The sequence below is a fragment of the Streptomyces sp. NPDC002324 genome (assembly GCF_053593335.1).
Genome location: NZ_JBSFCF010000004.1, coordinates 79,053 through 98,007, shown reverse-complemented (window position 1 = coordinate 98,007; position 18,955 = coordinate 79,053). Strand labels below are relative to the sequence as shown.

Here is an 18,955-nt window from a genome sequence, read left to right as displayed (position 1 = left end):
AGCCGCGGCGCACCCGCGCCCCACGCCGGGCAGCGACCACACGGCCGCTCCCCGTCCGCCCTACTTGCGCCCCCGCAGAGGCCACTTCCGGTTCACCAGGAACACGCCGCCGGCCACCAGCACCAGCACGCCCCCCGTGATCCCGAGCGCGATCCCGACGCCGCCGCTCCCGCCGGAGGCGCTCGCCGCGACGGACTTGCCTCCCGCCCCACCGGAGGCGGACGCCGCGTCCGTGGCCCCCGGCCGCGCACTCGGCTCGGCACTCCCGCCGGAGGTCTCCGCGCTCTTGGGCGCCACCAGCTCGCCCACCGGCGTCACCTTGCCCGCCGCCTTGAACCCCCAGTCGAGGAGGCTCGCGGTCTCCTTGTAGACCTGGTTGTGCTCGTTCTTCTCCGGGTGCATGACCGTGACGAGGAGGACCCGGCCGCCCCGCTCGGCGACCCCGGTGAACGTGGCACCCGCGTTGGTGGTGTTGCCGTTCTTCACACCCGCGATGCCCTGGTAGGAGTCGAGGCCGCTGTCCCCGGTGAGCAGCCGGTTGGTGTTCTGGATCTCGAAGGAGGACCGGCTCTTCTTGCCGTTCTTGCCCTTCTTCGTCTCACCGGGGAATTTCGCCCGGACGGTGGAGCAGTACTCCCGGAAGTCCTTCTTCTGCAGCCCCGACCTGGCGAACAGGGTCAGGTCGTACGCCGACGACACCTGCCCCTTGGCGTCGTAGCCGTCGGGGCTGACGGCGTGCGTGTCGAGGGCCTGGAGCTCCTCGGCGTGCGCGTTCATGTCGGCGACGGTCTGCTTCACGCCGCCGTTCATGGCCGACAGGACATGGACCGCGTCGTTGCCGGAGCGAAGGAAGACGCCGAGCCACAGATCGTGGACGGTGTACTTCTCGTCCTCCTTTATGCCGACCATGCTGGAGCCCGCGCCGACGCCCGCCAGGTCGGCGGGGACGACCTTGTGCTCGTCGTCCCTGTTGAACTTCGGCAGCAGCGTGTCCGCGAACAGCATCTTCAGCGTGCTCGCGGGGGCCAGCCGCCAGTGCGCGTTGTGCGCGGCCAGCACCTCGCCCGACTCGGCGTCCGCGACGATCCAGGAGCGGGCGCTGATGTCCTTGGGCAGGACCGGCGCGTCGCTGCCGAGGGCTGCCTGGGTGCCCGGCCTGCCCAGCTGTTCGCCGCCGACGGTCGACATGGCCGCCGGGGGAGTCGCGGACGGCGAGGCGCTCGAACTCGGTGACGGCTTCGCCGCGAAGGCCGGGGCGGCCGTCAGTGTCAGCGAGGTGAGGGAGAGGGACAGCAGGGTGGCTGAGGTGACCAGCAGGGGGCGCCTGGCGGTCTTCTTGGAGGCGGGCACGATCGAGAAAGTACATGGCTCCGACCGGTAAATCCCACCGCAGCGCGCCGTGGCTCGTTCTCGCGAACTCGCGCCCCCGCTCGCACCCCGGCGCGAGGACCCTGCGGTCGGCGGCGATACTGAACGCATGAAGCTCAGCCGCCCCCTCTCCTGGTTCCTGCTCGCCTTCGGGGTGTGGAGCTGGGTCATCTGGACCACTTTCATCAAGAACCTGTGGAAGGACGGCAGCGGGCTCGCGTTCGACGACGCGGGCGATCCGACGGCGTACTTCTGGGTGCATCTGACGCTCGCCGTCGTCTCCCTTGCTCTTGGGACGGCCATCGGGGTCATCGGGTTGCGCGGAGTGCGCGCCCTTCGCCGGACCGCGTGACCGGGAGTACGACGTGATGATCATTGTCTTCGTCCTTGTCGCCCTGCTGGTGCTGAGCGCCTTCGGGGCCCTGCACTGGTACGCGTGGCGCCGCCTGGTGCGCGACACGACACGCGGGCCGGGCCTCGCCAGACGCGTGGGCACGGTGGTGTTCGTCGTCGGGCCGGTGCTGATGTTCGCCGGGTTCGCGGCCGAGCGCGCCCACGCCCCCTTCTGGCTCCAGCGGACGCTGACCTGGCCGGGCTTCATGTGGCTCGCCCTCTCGCTGTACCTGCTGCTGGCCCTGCTGGCGGGGGAGCTCGTACGGCCGCTCGTACTCCGTCTGATGGCGCGGCGCGCCCCGGCGCCCGCGCCGGAGCCGGACCAGGAGTCCGTGGTGCGCGCCCCCGAGCCGCAGCCGGTCCCGGCGGGCGCCCAGCCCGCGGAGGCCACCGACACCGGACAGCCGGCCGCGCCCACCGCCCCCGCCGCGACGGAGCCCCCGGCCCCGCCCGCCTCCACCACCCCGGCCGCCCCCGCGGCCCCGGCCGACCCTTCCCGCCGCCTCTTCGTCTCCCGGGTCGTCGGCGGGGCCGTCGCCGCCGCGGCCGTCGGCACGGTCGGCTACGGCACCTACGGCGTCGTCCGCGGCCCGAAGCTCAAGCGGGTCACCGTGCCGCTGGCGAAACTGCCGCGCGCGGGCCACGGTTTCCGGATCGCGGTCGTCAGCGACATCCACCTCTCGCCGATGCTGGGCAGGGGCTTCGCCCAGAAGGTCGTCGACACGATCAACTCGACGCAGCCCGACCTGATCGCGGTGGTCGGCGACCTGGTCGACGGCGACGTGGCCGACCTCGGCCCGGCGGCGGCGCCGCTCGCCGGACTGAAGGCGCGCCACGGCAGCTACTTCGTCACCGGCAACCACGAGTACATCTCCGGCGCCGAGCAATGGGTGGAGGAGGTGCGCCGGCTGGGCCTCACCCCGCTGGAGAACGCCCGTCGTGAGCTGCCGTATCTCGACCTCGCCGGGGTGAACGACATCGCGGGCGAGGACGAGGGCCAGGGCCCGGACTTCGCCAAGGCGCTCGGTGACCGGGACACGTCGCGGGCCGTCGTGCTCATGGCGCACCAGCCCGTCCAGATCCACGACGCCGTCGACCACGGCGTCGACCTCCAGCTCTCCGGACACACGCACGGTGGCCAGATGTGGCCGATGACGTATGTCGCCCAGGCGGCCAATCCCACCCTCGCGGGTCTGGAGCGCTACGGCGACACCCAGCTCTACGTGAGCCGGGGCGCCGGCGCGTGGGGACCCCCGGTGCGGGTCGGGGCGCCGTCGGACATCACGCTGGTGCAATTGGCGTCGAAGCAGGCATGACGGGACGTCAGAAGCCTTTCCGCATAAGGTTCCGAAGCCTTTCGGTCATGCATGGGTAATGCACTTACCTAGTTCTTTCTCAACTCAACAAAACCTGCCTTCCGTCAACACAGCCGACTGTGGTTAGGTGATCGGCGCCACCGCGAAACCACTGTGCGCAGTGGGCCGGGTGGGGTTCTTGGGAGGGGCGCCGATGCGGTCGGTTCGCTTACGGATTCTCGCGTCGCTGCTGGTACTGGCGGTCGCGGCGATCGGCGGCTGGCAGTTGCTGCCGGCCCAGCTGGACGAGAGCAGGACGATCACCGTCGGCACGACCGACACGGTCACCTCGCTGGACCCGGCCGGCGCCTACGACGCCGGTTCCTGGGCGATGTTCAGCAGCGTGTTCCAGTCACTGCTGACCTTCGAACCGGGCGGCGCGGTACCGGTGCCCGACGCCGCGCGGAGCTGTGCGTTCGTCGGCAACGCCCTCCTGGTCTACCGCTGCACCCTGCGTCCGGGCCTGACGTTCCCCAGCGGCCGCGAGGTCACCGGCAAGGACGTCAAGTACTCCTTCGACCGGGTCAAGCGCATCAACGCGGAGGTCGGCCCGGCCACGTTGCTCGACACCCTGCAGTCGGTCACCGCGAGCGGGCTGTCCGTCGACTTCCGCCTCTCCTCGCCGGACGCCACCTTCCCGTTCAAGGTGGCCACCGGCGCCGGGTCGATCGTCGACCGCACCAAGTACCCGACGAACCGGCTGCGCACCGACGCCGGCGCCGACGGCACCGGCCCCTACTCCCTGACCTCGTTCACGAAGGAACAGGCCCGCCTCACCCCCAACCACGCCTACCGGGGCATCGCCCGCACCACCGGCAGCCCCGTCCTCATGCGCTACTACGAGAACTCGGCCGCGCTGCAGAAGGCGTGGAAGGCGCGACGGGTCGACGTCGTCACCCGCACCCTGCCGCCCAAGACGCTCGCCGAGCTGTCCCCCAGCGATCCCGACCAGCGGGTCACCGAGGCGGACAGCACCGAGACCCGCAACCTCGTGCTCGACGTGCGGGCGGACTCGCCCCTGCACGACCGCCGGGTACGGCAGGCGATGGCCGCGCTGATCAACCGCGAGAAGCTGGTCGCCGACGTCTACCAGGGCACCACCGACCCGCTCTACTCACTCATCCCGGCCGGCATCACGGGCCACACCACCTCGTTCTTCGACGCGAACCCCCAGCCCGACCCGCAGCGGGCCCGCCGCCTCCTCGACGAGGCGGGCGTCAGCATGCCGGTGCGCTTCACGTACGGCTACGCCGAGGGCCGGGGTTCGTCCGCCGCCGAGGCCGCCGAACTGAAGGAGCAGCTGGAGGCGAGCGGGCTGTTCTACGTGACGACCAAGGCGTACGAGTGGACCGAGTTCCAGAAGCGGTACGCCGAGGGCAAGCTGGACGCGTACGGGGTGGGCTGGGTGGCCGACTACCCCGACCCCGACACCTTCGGCGGGCCCCTCGTCGGTACCGGCGGCTCCCTGAGCAACGGCTACAGCAGCGAGCGGGCCGACCGTCTCATCAAGGACAGCCAGCGCTACGCGGACCGCGGCCGGGCCGTGTCCGACTTCAAGGAGCTGCAGGAGGTCGTGGCGCAGGACGTGCCGATGATCCCGCTGTGGCAGCGCAAGGAGTACGTGCTCAGCAGCGAGGACGTGGGAGGGGCGCAGTATCTGTCGGACGGGACGGGGGTGTTCCGGCTGTGGCGGCTGGCATGGATCTGATCCGGCCGTGGATATGACGGAAGCCGCGTGACATCTGACGCGAACTCGCGGGTCGGGTGTGCGCGAGAGTGACACGACGCGTCCGCCCCGCGCATCTTCGTGTGTCGGGGGCGGGTTCGGGGTGAGGAGCGAACGTGCTGAAACGCGACTCCTTCCGGCTGCCCCGCCATCCGGCGTCCGTGGGCCTGGTCCGGCGACGCGTGAGGGAACACCTGGTCGACTGGGGGCACGGGGAGGGTTCCGCCGCCCTGGACGACATCGTGCTCGTGGTCTCCGAGCTGGCCACCAACGTCGTACGCCATGGCCCTTTGCTGGAGCGGGAGTTCGAGGTGGCGGTGACCGCGCTGGCGGACGGCTCCTGCTTCATCGAGGTCTCGGACGAGGGGACGGCCGAGCCCCGGCTCCAGGAGGTGGGGGAGTGGGCGGAGACGGGGCGCGGGCTACGGCTCGTCGAGCACATCGCGGCGGCGTGGGGGGTGTGGAGCCGGGGACGGCACGGGAAGACGGTGTGGGCGTTGGTGGGGGTGCCGTAGCGCCTGGATGGAGTGGGTCGGCGGGTGGGGTTGGCCATGACCGGGCGGGCCCATGAGAGCGCGCCGCGGTTTCTCGTGGCCCCCGGACACGGCGGTGGGACCGTCGCTTTCAAGCCATCGCCCGTCGCGTGTACGCCCCTGCCCGTGCCCTCCTCCGCGAGCCCGCCGGCGCTCTCCTTCGCGCTCTCCTTCGCGCCCCCGCCCTCCTCCGCGAGCCCGTCGGCGCTCTTCTCCGCGGCCGGCCCGCGCCCTTCTCGGCGAGCCGAGCCCGGCAGGTCACCGGCCCCGTCGGATCGTCAGGTCCTGATCAGTCCTTCCGCCCCGCCGCCCCCGGATCCGGCAGCACCTTCGTCATGCCCGGCAGGAAGTCCGTGAACAGCTCGTGGACCTCGCGGACCAGGGGGCGCAGCGCGCGGAACCGGGCGAGGGAGACGCCCCGGGTCGTCAGCCGGGCGCCGCGCTCGGCGAGCCGGTAGCTGCGGGCGCGCCCCTCACTGCGGTCGAAGACCCAGTACAGGACGAGCCCCATCAGGGACAGCCACATCAACTCGGGCAGGATCTCCCGGAGTTCGTCCGGAACCTTCGCCTTGGACCCGGCGAGCACCTCGCGGTGGATGGCGATGGACTCCTCGCGCGGCCCCTCCGACTCGGGCGAGAAGGGGCTGAGCGGACTCTGCGGATCGGCCGCGTTCTTGAAGAACTGCGCCGCGAACTCGTGGTACGGCTCCGCCACGTCCAGCCACGCCTTGAGCACCCCGGCGATCCGCGCCTCCAGATCCTTCTCCCGCTCCAGCACGGGCCGCACCGCCACCAGATGCTCGGCGCCGATCCGGTCGTAGAACCCCTGGATCAGGTGTTCCTTGCCGGCGAAGTAGTAGTACGCGTTCCCGACGGAGACCCCGGCCTCCTTCGCGATGGCCCGCATCGTCGTCTTGTCGTACCCGCGCTCCTGGAAGAGGCGCAGCGCGGTCTCCAGGATCAGCGCGCGGGTCTGCTCGGACTTGGCGGAGCCCTTGGGGCCGGGTTGCCCGGACCCCGGCGAGGGCTCGGTGTACGGCTCGTCGGCGCCGGATTCGGTACCGGACTCGTCGGCGCCGGGCTCTGGGCTGGGGTTGTCGTTCAGTGCGGGCACGGGCAGAGCCTAACGAGTCGGGCAGGTACCGGTGTCGCAGTCGGGCGCGCGGTAGAGCCACCCGTACCGCCGGTCGTACACCCATCCCGTCAGCTCGGCTCCGCCGCTCCCGCAGCCCGAGCCGGGCTGCCGGTGGGCACCCCGCCACTTCGCGGCGGCGAGTACGGCGGTGCGCGCGAACCGGGCCCCCGCCGGGGTGCTCAGTCGGTGCGCGAGCGGCCGGTGCTCGCGCAGCGCCCACAAGCACACGATCCAGGCGGCGGCTCCCCGGTACACCTGGCCGCCGTCCCCCACGATCGTGATCTCCTCCAGCGTCGCCCCGTGGTCGAGCGACGGGAACAGCCGCCGAGCCTCCTCCGACCCCGCCGCCACGAACTCCAGCGGCACCAACTGCCGCTGCCTGCCCAGCCACTCCCGCAAGAAGGCGCACAGCCCGCACCGGGCGTCGTACAGCACCGTGAGCCCGAGAACCGGGACGCGCTCGGCGCCCCGGTCCACAGCGGCCTGCTCGGCCATGGTGCTCATGCCCGCCCCGTGGGAGCGGCCCAGCCCTGCGGCGCGACCGGCGGCATCTGCTCCCGCTCCATCACGCCCCGCCGCCGGAACTTGTTCAGCACGAACACGTTCCCCAGGTGCAGCGCCCCGAGTACGAGCAGCACCACACCGAGCTTCGCCGACACCGTCTCGAACACCTCGCGCGGGCTGGTGATGGCGCCCTCTGCGTTCAGATACAGCGCCACGAAGCCCAGGTTGACGAGGTAGAACCCGACGACCAGCAGGTGGTTCACCGCGTCCGCGAGCTTCTCGTCCCCCCGCAGCACGTCCGAGAGGAAGATCCGCCCGTTCCTGCTCAACGTCCGTGCCACCCACACCGTCAGCCCCACGCTGACCAGCAAATAGACGACATACGCGACGACCGTGAGGTCCATGTCCCCACCCCTTCCCGGCTTTCTTGAACGCGTTCAAAGCGTCCTGGGAGAGACTGTAGACCTCTTTTTGAACACGTTCAAGTGGTCATCCGGTGCGGGCCAGCTCCGGCCGCTTGCTGTAGTCCGTGAGGCCGATGACGTTCCCCCAGGGATCCGCGAACTCGACGGTCCATCCGGTGGCCACGGAGAACGGCGCGTCGAGCGGCGGCACCCCCGCAGCCGAGAGGGCCCGCGCGGCGGCCCGCGCGTCCGGCACCTCCAGCCACACCCGCGCCGACCCCCACACGGGCGGCCGCTGTGGCAGCTCCTCCTCCACCCGGAGCAGTAGCCCGGGCGTTTCCTTGCCGACCTTCAGCCCCGCGATCCCGGCCTCGTCCAGCCGAAAGCCGACGTCGAAGCCGGCCCGCTCGTAGAAGGAGACGGCCTGGGGGAGGTCGCCGACGGGGAGGAGGACGTTGTCGAAGCCGAGCAGCTCGTACGACTCGTGCGACACATGTGACTCTTTGTCTGACATGTCGTCAGATTAGAGCGTCGGTCGGTGTGACCGCGGGAGCGACAGCACGCGCATGCGCGGTCGAAGACGGCGGGCCTGGGGAGGCACCGAAAAGGGGCCGAACCGCGGACTTCCGCGGCCGGCCCCTTTCACCGTGCTCCGGTCAGCCGATGGCGATCCGGGTCTTCCAGTAGCTCGCGGGTGCGACGATCTCCGTACCGGAGCCCGACAGAACCGTCTTGCCGCCGGCGTAGAACCGCACCGAGCCGTCGGAACGCACGGTCCAGATGTCGGGGATGCCGTCCCCGTTGGCGTCCGGCGTTCCGATGAGCAGCGGGACGTTGGCGTCGGACCAGCCGGCGGAACCGTACTCGAGATCGGTGCCGCCGGAGGAGTCGGCGCCGGACGACAGGGAGTCCAGGTCGGTGCCGCCGCCGCTCGCCGCTTTGCCCTTGCGGAGCATGAGCTGGGCGTGGACGTCGGTGCGGTACACCATGTCCGTCACCCCGTCGCCGGTGATGTCCAGGACGGTGACGATGTCGCGCTCGGTCCAGGCGGAGGCCGACAGCCGGATCGCCTGGTCGATCGTGGCGCCGTGGTAGCCGGTGAGAGCCCACAGTTCGTCGCCCACGGTGGCGAAGAAGTCGGTGCGGCCGTCGCCGGTGGCATCACCCGTGGACACGATCTGCGTGAACGAGGCGGGGCTGGGAGCCCCCTCGGGCAGCAGAATCTCCACACGCTTGTCGATGTTGACGGCACCGTAACCGTCGCCGGGATACACCCACAGCCTGCCGCCGACGCGCACCACCAGGTCCTGGAGTCCGTCACCGCCGTAGATGTCCCCGTTGTGGGTGATCAGAGCGCCCTTGAAGTGCCCGGAGGGCGCGCCGGCGTACGGCGGCAGGTCGTCGCCGTTCGGATCCTTGTCGGGGTTGGCCCGGTAGGCGCCGGCCATCGAGTAGTCCAGGTCACCGGAGCCCTTGGCGAGGTCGTTGGTGGCCTGGGAGGGGTAGAGGGACAGGTTGCCCGCTTCGGTGACGGTCATCAGGTCCGGGAGCTTGTCCCCGGTGAAGTCGCCGGGCCAGTCTGCCTGGTCGCGTGGGGAGACGTAGAAGAAGTACTTCGTCGGCTGCGACACGTTGCCGGCGCCGTCCACGGTTCGCACGTACAGCACGTTGGGCCCTGCGGTGGGCGGCTTGGCATTGGTCAGCGTGGCACTGACGGAGGTCGCGGTACCGGCCTTCCGGTCCAGGTGGAAGGGGTAGCTGGGCGAGTTGAATCCGTACTCGTACCGCACGACGTCCGTGTTGAGGGCGCGCACGGTGAAGGTGCCCGCCGTGCCGAACTTCTTCGTACTCCACTTCGAGTCGTCGGCGCCGCTGCCGAAGCCGTTCTCGTCGGTGTCGGCGTTGGGGAAGTCGGTGGAGCCGACCTTGGGCAGCTTCGGTGCGGCGGTGTCGAGGACGAAGCGGCACGGTGTCTTGGCCGGGGAGAACCGGGAGAACGATCCCGCGTCGTCCCGGGCCCGCACCCGCCAGGAGTAAAGAGTGCCGTTGGTCAGCTTGCTGGTGGAGAACTCGTCGGTCGTTCTCAGCGCGGTGTCCTTGTCACCGCCCACGGTCACTTTGCCGGTCTTGCCGAGCAGATCGCCCGTCGACGCCCATTTGCCGTGCGGCCACAGGTCGAAGTCCAGGAATTCGAGATTCTTGTCCTTGTCGGACGCCTTGGCGGTGAAGGTCAGACTTCCCGATCCCATCCGGACGTACGGCTGAGTGGTGGTGCATTTGGCGTCGGGGCCGAGGTCGAGGGAGGTGGGAGCGGTGGGCTTGCGGTTGTAGACGAGTTCGAGCACGGGCGGGTTCTCCCCGTTGGCCTGGAATTTCTTCCACGCGTACTGCGAGTTCTCGTCGCGGGCGCGCATCCCGAACGTGATGGTGTCCCGTCCTTCGTCGGCCTTCTTCTGGGCGGCCGTACGGACGTTGAAGCCTTCCCAGGCGTCCCGGCAACCGGACTTGTAACCGTGCGCGAAGCTCTTGCTGGTGATCTTGTTGCCGTCGTGCAGCCTGGGCGCGTTCCTCCAGTTGGTCCGTCCGCTGACCTTGCCGGTGAGATGCACGCTCATCGAGCGGGCGCTGCACGACCAGGAGTACGTCTCCAGCATGTACAGCTTCGCCGACACGATCTTCGTGCCCTTGAGGTCCTTGTCGAAGTCGATGTTGAAGTACGAGCGCGAGGTGCCCCAGGTGTCCGATTCGAAGCCGACCCGGGCCTCGTGCGTACCGCCCTTGTTGAAGCCCTTGCCGTTGTAGAACGTGGCGTTGGGGTGCCGGCTGTACGCGGTGGTCCAGTTCTGGACGTGCTTCTTGACCGACGGGTCGACGAAGACCGGGTACGTGGTGGCCGGGTCGCGGAGGAAGTCCTGGTCGGGAGTGAGGAGCCAGTTCCCTCCGGACAGGTCGGTCTCGACCAGCTCGCCGCGGGAGTCGGGGGAGGGGCCGTCGAGACCGGGCAGGCTGAGGGTGGCCGCCGAGCCGGACTGCGAGGGCTCGGGCGTCGGTTCGGCCGGTGCGGAGGGAGGCGGTGAGTCCGACGGAGTGGGTGCGGGGTCGTCCGTCCCCACTGGGAGTTCCTCGGGGTCCGGGTCGATCTGCTCGTCCGTCTCGACGAGTTCTTCCTCGGTGGCGCTCGCGTCGTCGCCCGGTGTCGGGGTGGACGAGTCGTCGGCGTCGGGGCTCTCCGGGTCGGTGGGCTGCGCGGAGGCGCCGACCGAGCCGTCGGTGACCGCCGGGGCGCCGCTGCTGTCCCACATCAGCGGCGTCGGCGACAGCGCGACCTCTTCACCGTCCGCGTCCTCGGCGGCGAGGACGCCGGTGATCGGGTTCAGCCGGAACGACAGGTCCGCCGAGGTGATGCCGTAGGTGAGCTGCTTGGCGCGCGGGTCGGCTGCGGCCTGCCGGTTCTTCAGGACCAGCAACTGCGCGAAGCCGTCGTCGTCGGCCGTCAGCACCAGATCGGCACCCGGGAAGATCTCCGGGTACAGGGCGCGCGAGCCGTCGACGATCGGGGCGGGGACCGCGCCGGGCCAGGTGAGGTGGATGTCGTGGCCGTCGACGGTGAGGGTGACGAGGGTGCTCGCGTCGGCGGCGGCCGTCCTGAGGCTCTTGAGCAGGGAGACCCGGTGCGCGGTGGATCGGGACGTGCGCTGCCTGTCGTCGCGTGTCCTGTCACGCGTCGCCTCGGAGCCGGCGGAGAACACCATCCTGGTGTTGGTGGCCTTCGGCTCCCAGCCGTTCCCCGTGCGGCGGAGGTCGTAGTCGATGTCCTTCCACTCGCCGCCCACCTTGGCCCGGACCGGGGAGGAGTAGAGCTTCTTGGCCATCCTGCCGTCGGGCCGCGCCCAGGTGGTGGACCGCGCCGTGCGCAGCGCCGTGACCTCTACGGGCTTCCCGGTCCTCACGGCCCGCGCGAGCGCGGCGGCGTCCGTGACCGGCTTAGTCTCGCCGCCGCTCGACTTGCCGCGAGAACCTGGTCCGTCCAGGCCGAGGCCGATGAAAGTGATGCCGGTGGCAGCGAGCGCCGCGGTGAGTACGACGGCGGTGGTCCGTCCGCCGGGCACGCGACGCCGGTTGCGCTCCTTGCGCGTCATGACGCGAGTTCCCCTTCCCCCCTTGGAACCGGCGCGGGACAGGGCTCGGCCGGGCCAGCCGATGATGGCTCACGAGAGCGCTGTCGTCACGCATCGCAAAGGGAGGGCGCCGAATGAGTCGAGTAACAGCGGGAACCGTAAAGAGTGTTGTGCGCGGTCGTCGCCAACTGCGCGGGTGACGGACCCTCTTGGGGCAAAGTGCTGCATTACGGCAGCCAACTGCCTTGCTTTCATGGGTGTTTGCGGCAAGTCCTCATGGACTGCGCGGTTGATCGCAGACGAGTCACTGCTTCCGGTAAAGCACAGGTAAATGCGGAATAAACTTCACTGACCGTTACCTTGCGTTACGCGCCGTGGTGATCATCACATCCTCTCGGTCGATCTAGCGGAACTCCACAGAGCCGACACAGAATCTGCCCATCTGATACGCCATCACGCGTGGTCCATTCCCGGCCCCGCCTCGAATGGTCCGGGGGGACCTCGCCGTGTTCGGTCGCTTCTTGCCTGTCCGCTCGCGTCGGCTGCGCCGGGTGCGCGCGGCCGTCGTGCCCACGCTCGGGGCGGCGCTGCTCGTGGGTCTGCTGCCCGCGCAGTCGTTCGCGCTGCCGCCCGACCCGGCCGCGGCCGAGAAGGGCCGCGAGGCCGTCGAGCTGGAGACCCTCGACCAGGAGGAGATCGTCGCCGGAGCGGTCTCCGAACCCGACCTGGAGACGCTGAAGGTCGACGTCCCTCCGGACCGGCAGCAGGCCCCGACCGGAACGGTCACCACACCGGCGGCCGGTACGGAGCCGGTCGACTTCGGCTCGGCCGTGAGCACCAGTCCCGCGTCGGCCCGTACGACCGCGACCGCGCGACAGGCCGGCATGACCCCCGCCGGAACTCTGCCCGTCAGTCTTGGGCAGGCTCCGGACCAGGCCGCGCCCACCGGCACCTGGCAGGTCCAGCTCTACGACCGCGCCGCCGCCGTGTCGCAGGGCGTCGACGGCACCGTCGTGAAGGTCCAGGCTCCCGCGACCGGCTCCGTGCCGATCGCGGTCAAGCTCGACTACGCGAAGTTCAAGAACCTCTACGGCGCCGACTGGGCCTCCCGCCTGCGCTTCGTCCAGTTCCCCGAGTGCTACCTGACCACGCCCGACGACGAGGCCTGCCAGGAGTACGAGGAGCTGGAGACCACCAACGACGTCCAGACCCAGTCGATCACCGCCACGGTCGACACGGCGGCGGACGGAACCGTCACGCCCGCTTCCGCACGGACGACCCCGTCCGGCGGGCCGTCGATCGCCCAGGCGTCCTACCGCACGTCGGCCACCGGAGTCACGTCGGCCACCGGGGTCACTCCGGTCGCCGCGACCGGTGACACGGCCGTCGTCGGCGCGGTCGACTCCGGCGGCGGTGCCGGCGGCACGTTCAAGGCCACACCGCTGGCCTCCAGCGGCAAGTGGTCGGCGGGCGGTTCGTCCGGTGCCTTCACCTGGTCGTACCCGCTGACGATCCCGGCGGCCCCCGCAGGCCCAGCGCCGAACGTCGAGTTCAGCTACAACTCCCAGACCGTGGACGGCCGTACAGCCGTCGCCTCTCCCCAGTCCTCCTGGATCGGCGAGGGCTGGGACTACGACGCCGGTCACATCGAGCGCCGTTACCGCGCCTGCCAGGACGACCGCAAGAAGATGAAGTCCGGCGCCGCCAACAACACGGCCAAGAAGGACAAGACGTCCGACCTGTGCTGGGTGTCGCACAACGCGGTGATGTCCTTGGGCGGCAGGACGACGGAACTCGTGCGGGACGCCGCCTCCGGCAGCGACCCCGAGAAAGACACCGAGATCTACCGCCCCCAGAGCGACGACGGCACCCGGATCGAGCACCGCGTCGGCGGCACCAACGGCGACAACAACGGCGAGTACTGGATCGTCACGACCACGGACGGCACGAAGTACTACTACGGCCTCAACCAGGTCGGCGGCGGTCACGCCGACACCGACTCCGTCTCCACCGTCCCCGTCTTCGGCAACCACCCCGGCGAGCCCTGCCACGCCACGGCCTTCGCCGACTCCCGCTGCGGCTCCGGCAAGAAGCAGGCCTGGCGCTGGGGCCTGGACAAGGTCGTCGACGTGCACGGCAACGCCCTGGTCGTCACCTGGAAGCAGGAGACGAACCACTACGCCGTGAAGAAGAAGTTCAAGTCCCCCGAGCAGTACGACCGTTTCGCCTACCCGAAGACCATCGAGTACGGCATGCGCGCGGACCTGACCAAGCCGTCCGCGACCGTCGAGTTCGGCGTGGCGCAGCGCTGCCTGAAGTCCGCGACGGCCTGCGACGCGGCGAACTTCGCCAAGACCTCCGACCCGGGCGCGTACCGCCCCTGGTGGGACACTCCAGGCAACCTCAACTGCAAGTCGACGTCGAAGCTCTGCCCGGCCTTCCCCTCCTTCTGGACCCAGATGCGTCTGGACTCGGTGACGACGAAGGCGGCCCGAGCCGGCCAGACCGGTCTCGGCAAGGTGGACACGTACGAACTTCACCAGTCCTTCCCCGAGGACTGGTACTACACGTCCCCCGGCCTCTGGCTGAACTCGATCACCCGTCGCGGCTTCGCCCCCGGCGACACCACCGGCACCCTCCAGCACAAGGACGGCGTCAGCTTCGGCGAATACACGGTCGGCTCCTCCTCGGAACTGAAGGGACGCCTGAGGGATCGCCAGCTCCCCAACCTGGTGTCGAGCGGCCCGAAGGACCAGCGTCCGCCCTTCACCCGCCCCCGCATCGGCACGGTGGCCACCGAGCACGGCGGTGACATCGAGGTCGAGTACAAGGGCGGCTGCGCGAGCGAGCCGTCGGAGGACAAGGGCAAGGACAACGGCACCTGCTACCCGGTCCGCTGGTCGCCGGACGGCGACGAGAAGAAGCCCGCGAAGTCCTGGTTCAACAAGTACGTCGTGCACTCCGTGACCGAGAACGACAAGGTCACCTCGCGGGGCAAACTGATCTACACCCAGTACGACTACTCGGAACCCGCCTGGGCGAAGACCGACGACGAGTTCACCCGCCCGTCCCTGCGCACGCACAGCGTCTGGCGCGGTTACCGCCAAGTGGCGGTCACCAAGGGCAGCAAGACCACCACCTCTGCGGGAGTGCCGCAGGCGCAGTCCTACTCCGAGACGCGGTACTTCCAGGGTGTCGGCGGCGAGGTCAAGGACTCCACGGGCAAGTACACGCTCGTCACCGACGACGAGCCGCAGTACGCGGGCATGGCGGCGGAGACCCTGACCTACCTCGACTCGGACAAGGGCACGCCCAAGAAGCGCACCCTGACCTACCCCTGGTCGGAGCAGACCGCGTCCCGGTTCCGTGAGGCCGAGGACGGCGCGGACATGGATCCGCTGCTGGCCCACCGCAGTGGTGTGAAGCGTACGGACGAGATCCAGAAGGTCGGAGACAGCTGGCGGGCCGTCCGGACCCTGACGACCGTCGACGACACCTACGGCATCCCGGTCCAGGTCGAGACGGCGGTGGTCAAGCCGGACGGCTCCGGCGAGGCGTTCTCCGATCAGATCTGCACCAGGACGTCGTACGTGCACAACACGTCGGCCTGGCTCATCGGCCTGCCCAAGCAGCAGCGCACCACGGGCACCACCTGCGCGGCCCACGACATCGCCGACCCGGCCACGAAGCTGATCAGTGCGAGCCGCACCACCTACGACAACCTGTCGTACGGCGACACCCCGACGAAGGGGCTGGTCACGGCTGCCGCCGGTGTGGACGGCGCCGGAACCGCGTACTCGGTCGTCACGAAGACGACGTACGACCCGCTCGGCCGGGTCCGTACCGTCGCCAAGCCGGGCGCCGGTACGACGGAGATGCAGTACACCCCGGGCGACGCTGGCGGTCCCGTCACCTCGGTGAAGGCGATCAACGCCAAGGGCCACGCGGTCACCACGACCTTCGACCCGGGCCGCAGCCTGGCGCTGACGGTCACGGACGCCAACGGCCGGGTCATCCGCAGCGAGTACGACGCCCTCGGCCGCTTCTTGAAGGGCTGGTCGCCGTCCCGCTCCTCGGGCTCCAAGTCACCGAACGTCGAGATCGAGTACCAGTCGGCGATCGCCACCTCGAACGAGTCCCGTCCCGCCGCCGTCACGACCAAGTCACTCAAGGACGACGGCACCTACAGCCGCCAGGTGACGATCTACGACGGCCTCATGCGCCAGGTCCAGACCCAGTCGGAGGCACACGGCCCCGGTCGAGTCGTCACGGACACCACCTACAACGACCACGGCCTGGTCGACGAGCAGACCAGCGCCTACCTCGCGAAGAACGGACCGGCCGCCGAACTCTTCTCGCCCAAGTCGAAGTCGCTCGTCCCGGGCCGGATCAAGCACCTCTACGACGGTCTGGAAAGGCCGGTCAGCCAGTCGACCTACCACGACGAGAAGAAGGTGTACACGGCCAGGTCGGAGTACGGCGACACCTTCACCTCCGTGGACCCGGCCGGCTCGACGTCGCCGCGCGTCCGGACCGTCACGGACGCGCTCGGCCGGGTCACCTCGGTCGTCCACCACAAGGACGACAGCACGAGCGCGGGACGCACGACCACCTACGGGTACGACGACCGAGGCCTGCGCACCAGCGTCACCGACCCCGCCGGCAACGAGTGGACGTACACGTACGACGCCCGGGGCCGGGTCACCTCCACGACCGACCCGGACGTCGGCAAGACGGACACGTGGTACGACGAGGCCGACCGGCCGTACAAGGTGACGGACGCGGAGAAGCGGACGACGTACACGGAGTACGACGAGCTGAGCCGGGTCAGGTTCGTCCGTGAGGGCTCCGAGACGAGCAACCCCGTCAAGTCGTTCACGTACGACTCCCTGTCGGGCGCCCTCGGCCAGCCGGTCGCCTCCACCAGGCACACCGTGAACGGCGACTACATCAGCCGCGTCACCGGCTATGACACGGAGTACCGTCCCACGGGTACGGAGACCGTGATTCCCGCGAACACCATGACGACGGGTGTCTCGGGCACGTACGCGTACAAGTACACGTACACGCAGACCGGAAAGCCGCAGACGGTCACGCTGCCGTCGGTGGGCGGTCTGGCCCAGGAGAAGGTCGTCACCCGCTACAACAGCGACGGCCTGACCGAGTCGACCTCGGGTCTCGCCTGGTACACGTCCGACGTCACCTACTCGCCGTACGGCGAACCCCTGCGGACGGTGTCCGGCTCCCAGCCGAACCGTGTGTGGACGACCAACTTCGTCGACCCCTACACCGGACGCCTCCAGCGCACGGTCGCGGACCGCGAGACCGCCGGTCCCCACCGCATCTCGGACAGCTCGTACTCGTACGACAAGTCCGGCGTCATCACGTCGAACGCCCGTCAGCTGTCGGATGCGTCGGGCGACACCTGGGACACCCAGTGCTTCACGTACGACGTGATGGGGGAGCTGGCCAACGCCTGGACGTCGAACGTCACGCCCACCGGCAACGGCACAGGCTGCAAGGCGGCGAACGGGACGACGTGGGGTCCGCGCACGGACTACGCGGCCTCGTCGGGCCCTGTGGCCGACGCGCCGGACACGGCGAGCGACGCGTCCAGCCCGGACGCCTCGCTCAAGTCGACGCTGGCGGCCACCGCCCCGGCCGCGAACACGGTCTCCACAGGTGCCACGGCCTACCACCAGTCCTTCACCTTCGACTGGCTGGGCAACCGGGCCACCCTGACCGAAGCCGACCCGGCGGACGCGACCAAGAACGTCACCTTCACGTACGGCTACAACACCTCCAAGCAGCCGCACACGATGACGTCGATCGGCTCCAGCCCGGCGGGACAGAGCAGCACCTACACGTACGACGCGGTGGGCAACACGACGGACCGTGACCTGGCCTCCGGGACCCAGGACCTGAAGTGGACCTCGGAGAACAAGCTCGACACGATCACGGTCGGCAGCAAGAAGACGACGTACGTCTACGACGCCGCCGGCAACCGCCTCCTGGAGAACTCCCCGTCCGGTTCGACGCTGTACCTGGGCGAGACGGAGGTGACGACGAGCAGCGCGGGTGCGGTGACCCGCGCCTCCCGGTCCTACGCCCAGCCCGGCGCCCCGATGGTGACCCGCACCACGACCAGCGGCGCGACGACGGGGCACCAGCTCTCGGCCCTCCTCGCGGACCACCTGGGCACGGCGAACACGGCGGTGGCCCTGTCGAGCGGCCAGGCGGTCACCCGCCGAGCCGCCAAGCCGTACGGCGAACTCCGCGGCCCGAAGCCGACGTCGTGGCCCAACAAGCGCGGCTACATCGGCGTCGGCATCGAGGACACCACCACCGGCCTGACCCACATCGGCGCCCGCGAGTACGACCAGAACGCGGGCCGGTTCATCTCGGCGGACCCGATCATCGACATCGCGGACCCGCTGCAGATGAACGGGTACGCGTACTCCAACAACGGCCCGGTCTCGAACTCCGACCCGACGGGGCTGTGCCTGACCTGCGGCGAGGGACTGCCGATCGGAGGAACGGGCCACAACGGAACCGAGAAGCGCTATGTGGGTGCCCGACAGGGGGCTTCTCAGGGAGGGGGCGGGGTCGGTGAGCGGGGCGTATCCGGCGCTGGCTACACCGGACAACTTCCCAAGGCCGCGAATGGCGATGCGAATCAGATAGTACGCATCGAGAAAGATTGGTATCTGACTATCTATCCGGGCATCTACCTGCCGGTCGGACACAAGGACATCGACCGAATAGCGCGGGAGATCCGTCAGCAGATGACGGAGGCGTGCAGCGGCTTCGACTATTACTGCAATGCGCCGCGTGAGGATGGAAGTGATCCCGGAGCCTGGGCCCGCACAGTCGCCAAAATATATGCCTGCCCCAAGAGTTGCAACGGGGGCAAACGCTGGCTCAACCCCGGTGACATGGGTGCTGCTGCTGCGGCAAGCGGCCTAGCGGGCCTGAGTGGTGGTGGCGCGAGGGGCCTCAGTGGAGCACTTGCAACTGCTCAGAAATCTCTTGCCGGTAGGCGCATAACTACTGGGCGGATATTCGACTCCAATGGAAACTCGATCGGGAGTGAAATAACTAGCGGCGGAGACGATCTGGCGAAGCGTGCTCAAGATTACCTGTCCGGTTCCCCCAACATTCGTAATCTACCCAAGGGGGCTAAATATGCCTCAGCTGATCATGTTGAAACAAAGTATGCGATGATGATGCGGGACAAGGGTATTAAGAATGCGCATGTGATGATCAATAATGATCATGTCTGCGGAGCGCCACTAGGGTGCCAGGTGGCGGTTCGTGCCATCCTGCCTCAGGGTTCAAGTATGACTGTGTATTATCCTGGCAGTGGCAGTCCGGTCACGTTGCGAGGATTGGCGGATCCGTGATCCTTAATGCTGTAAT

Annotated in this window: 11 protein-coding genes; 5 read left to right on the top strand and 6 right to left on the bottom strand. The window is 69.2% G+C overall.

Annotation, left to right across the window (positions count from 1 at the left end):
• Nucleotides 1-60 precede the first annotated feature (60 nt).
• A complete protein-coding gene (locus tag ACWCRJ_RS07985; RefSeq protein WP_450938497.1) occupies nucleotides 61-1,350 on the bottom strand; it encodes a D-alanyl-D-alanine carboxypeptidase family protein in 1,290 nt (429 codons plus the stop codon).
• Nucleotides 1,351-1,477: 127 nt separating this feature from the next.
• Between ACWCRJ_RS07985 and ACWCRJ_RS07980 the strand changes: the two genes are divergently transcribed.
• The 4 genes from ACWCRJ_RS07980 to ACWCRJ_RS07965 all read left to right on the top strand — a co-directional run bounded on the left by ACWCRJ_RS07980 (nucleotide 1,478) and on the right by ACWCRJ_RS07965 (nucleotide 5,357).
• The gene (locus tag ACWCRJ_RS07980; protein WP_005481042.1) at nucleotides 1,478-1,720 is read left to right on the top strand and encodes an SCO4848 family membrane protein; all 243 of its coding nucleotides are present in this window, start codon (nucleotides 1,478-1,480) and stop codon (nucleotides 1,718-1,720) included.
• A 16-nt stretch (nucleotides 1,721-1,736) separates the two neighbouring features.
• The gene (locus ACWCRJ_RS07975) at nucleotides 1,737-3,077 is read left to right on the top strand and encodes a metallophosphoesterase (RefSeq protein ID WP_450938674.1); all 1,341 of its coding nucleotides are present in this window, start codon (nucleotides 1,737-1,739) and stop codon (nucleotides 3,075-3,077) included.
• A gap of 193 nt (nucleotides 3,078-3,270) precedes the next feature.
• On the top strand, nucleotides 3,271-4,824 hold the full coding sequence (locus ACWCRJ_RS07970) for an ABC transporter substrate-binding protein (protein ID WP_450938496.1): 1,554 nt from the start codon (nucleotides 3,271-3,273) through the stop codon (nucleotides 4,822-4,824).
• Nucleotides 4,825-4,958: 134 nt separating this feature from the next.
• Nucleotides 4,959-5,357 carry an ATP-binding protein gene (locus tag ACWCRJ_RS07965; RefSeq protein ID WP_450938495.1) on the top strand — a complete coding sequence of 133 codons (399 nt, stop codon included), beginning with the start codon at nucleotides 4,959-4,961 and terminating at the stop codon, nucleotides 5,355-5,357.
• Nucleotides 5,358-5,664: 307 nt separating this feature from the next.
• Here ACWCRJ_RS07965 and ACWCRJ_RS07960 read toward each other — a convergent pair whose 3' ends face one another.
• From ACWCRJ_RS07960 to ACWCRJ_RS07940, 5 genes are all read right to left on the bottom strand, one after another.
• Entirely contained in the window at nucleotides 5,665-6,339 is a 675-nt protein-coding gene (locus ACWCRJ_RS07960; protein WP_237547621.1) for a TetR family transcriptional regulator, read from the bottom strand.
• A gap of 159 nt (nucleotides 6,340-6,498) precedes the next feature.
• Complete coding sequence (locus ACWCRJ_RS07955) at nucleotides 6,499-7,014, bottom strand: thiol-disulfide oxidoreductase DCC family protein (protein WP_450938494.1); 516 nt, start codon at nucleotides 7,012-7,014, stop codon at nucleotides 6,499-6,501.
• Entirely contained in the window at nucleotides 7,011-7,418 is a 408-nt protein-coding gene (locus ACWCRJ_RS07950; RefSeq protein WP_450938493.1) for a hypothetical protein, read from the bottom strand. Before ACWCRJ_RS07950 ends, ACWCRJ_RS07955 begins: the two co-directional genes overlap by 4 nt.
• Before the next feature lie 85 nt (nucleotides 7,419-7,503).
• A complete protein-coding gene (locus tag ACWCRJ_RS07945; protein WP_450938492.1) occupies nucleotides 7,504-7,932 on the bottom strand; it encodes a VOC family protein in 429 nt (142 codons plus the stop codon).
• A 142-nt stretch (nucleotides 7,933-8,074) separates the two neighbouring features.
• Entirely contained in the window at nucleotides 8,075-11,557 is a 3,483-nt protein-coding gene (locus ACWCRJ_RS07940; protein WP_450938491.1) for a DNRLRE domain-containing protein, read from the bottom strand.
• Nucleotides 11,558-12,042: 485 nt separating this feature from the next.
• On the opposite strand from ACWCRJ_RS07940, the gene ACWCRJ_RS07935 reads away from it, so the two are divergent.
• Entirely contained in the window at nucleotides 12,043-18,939 is a 6,897-nt protein-coding gene (locus ACWCRJ_RS07935) for a DddA-like double-stranded DNA deaminase toxin (protein WP_450938490.1), read from the top strand.
• Nucleotides 18,940-18,955: the final 16 nt, after the last annotated feature.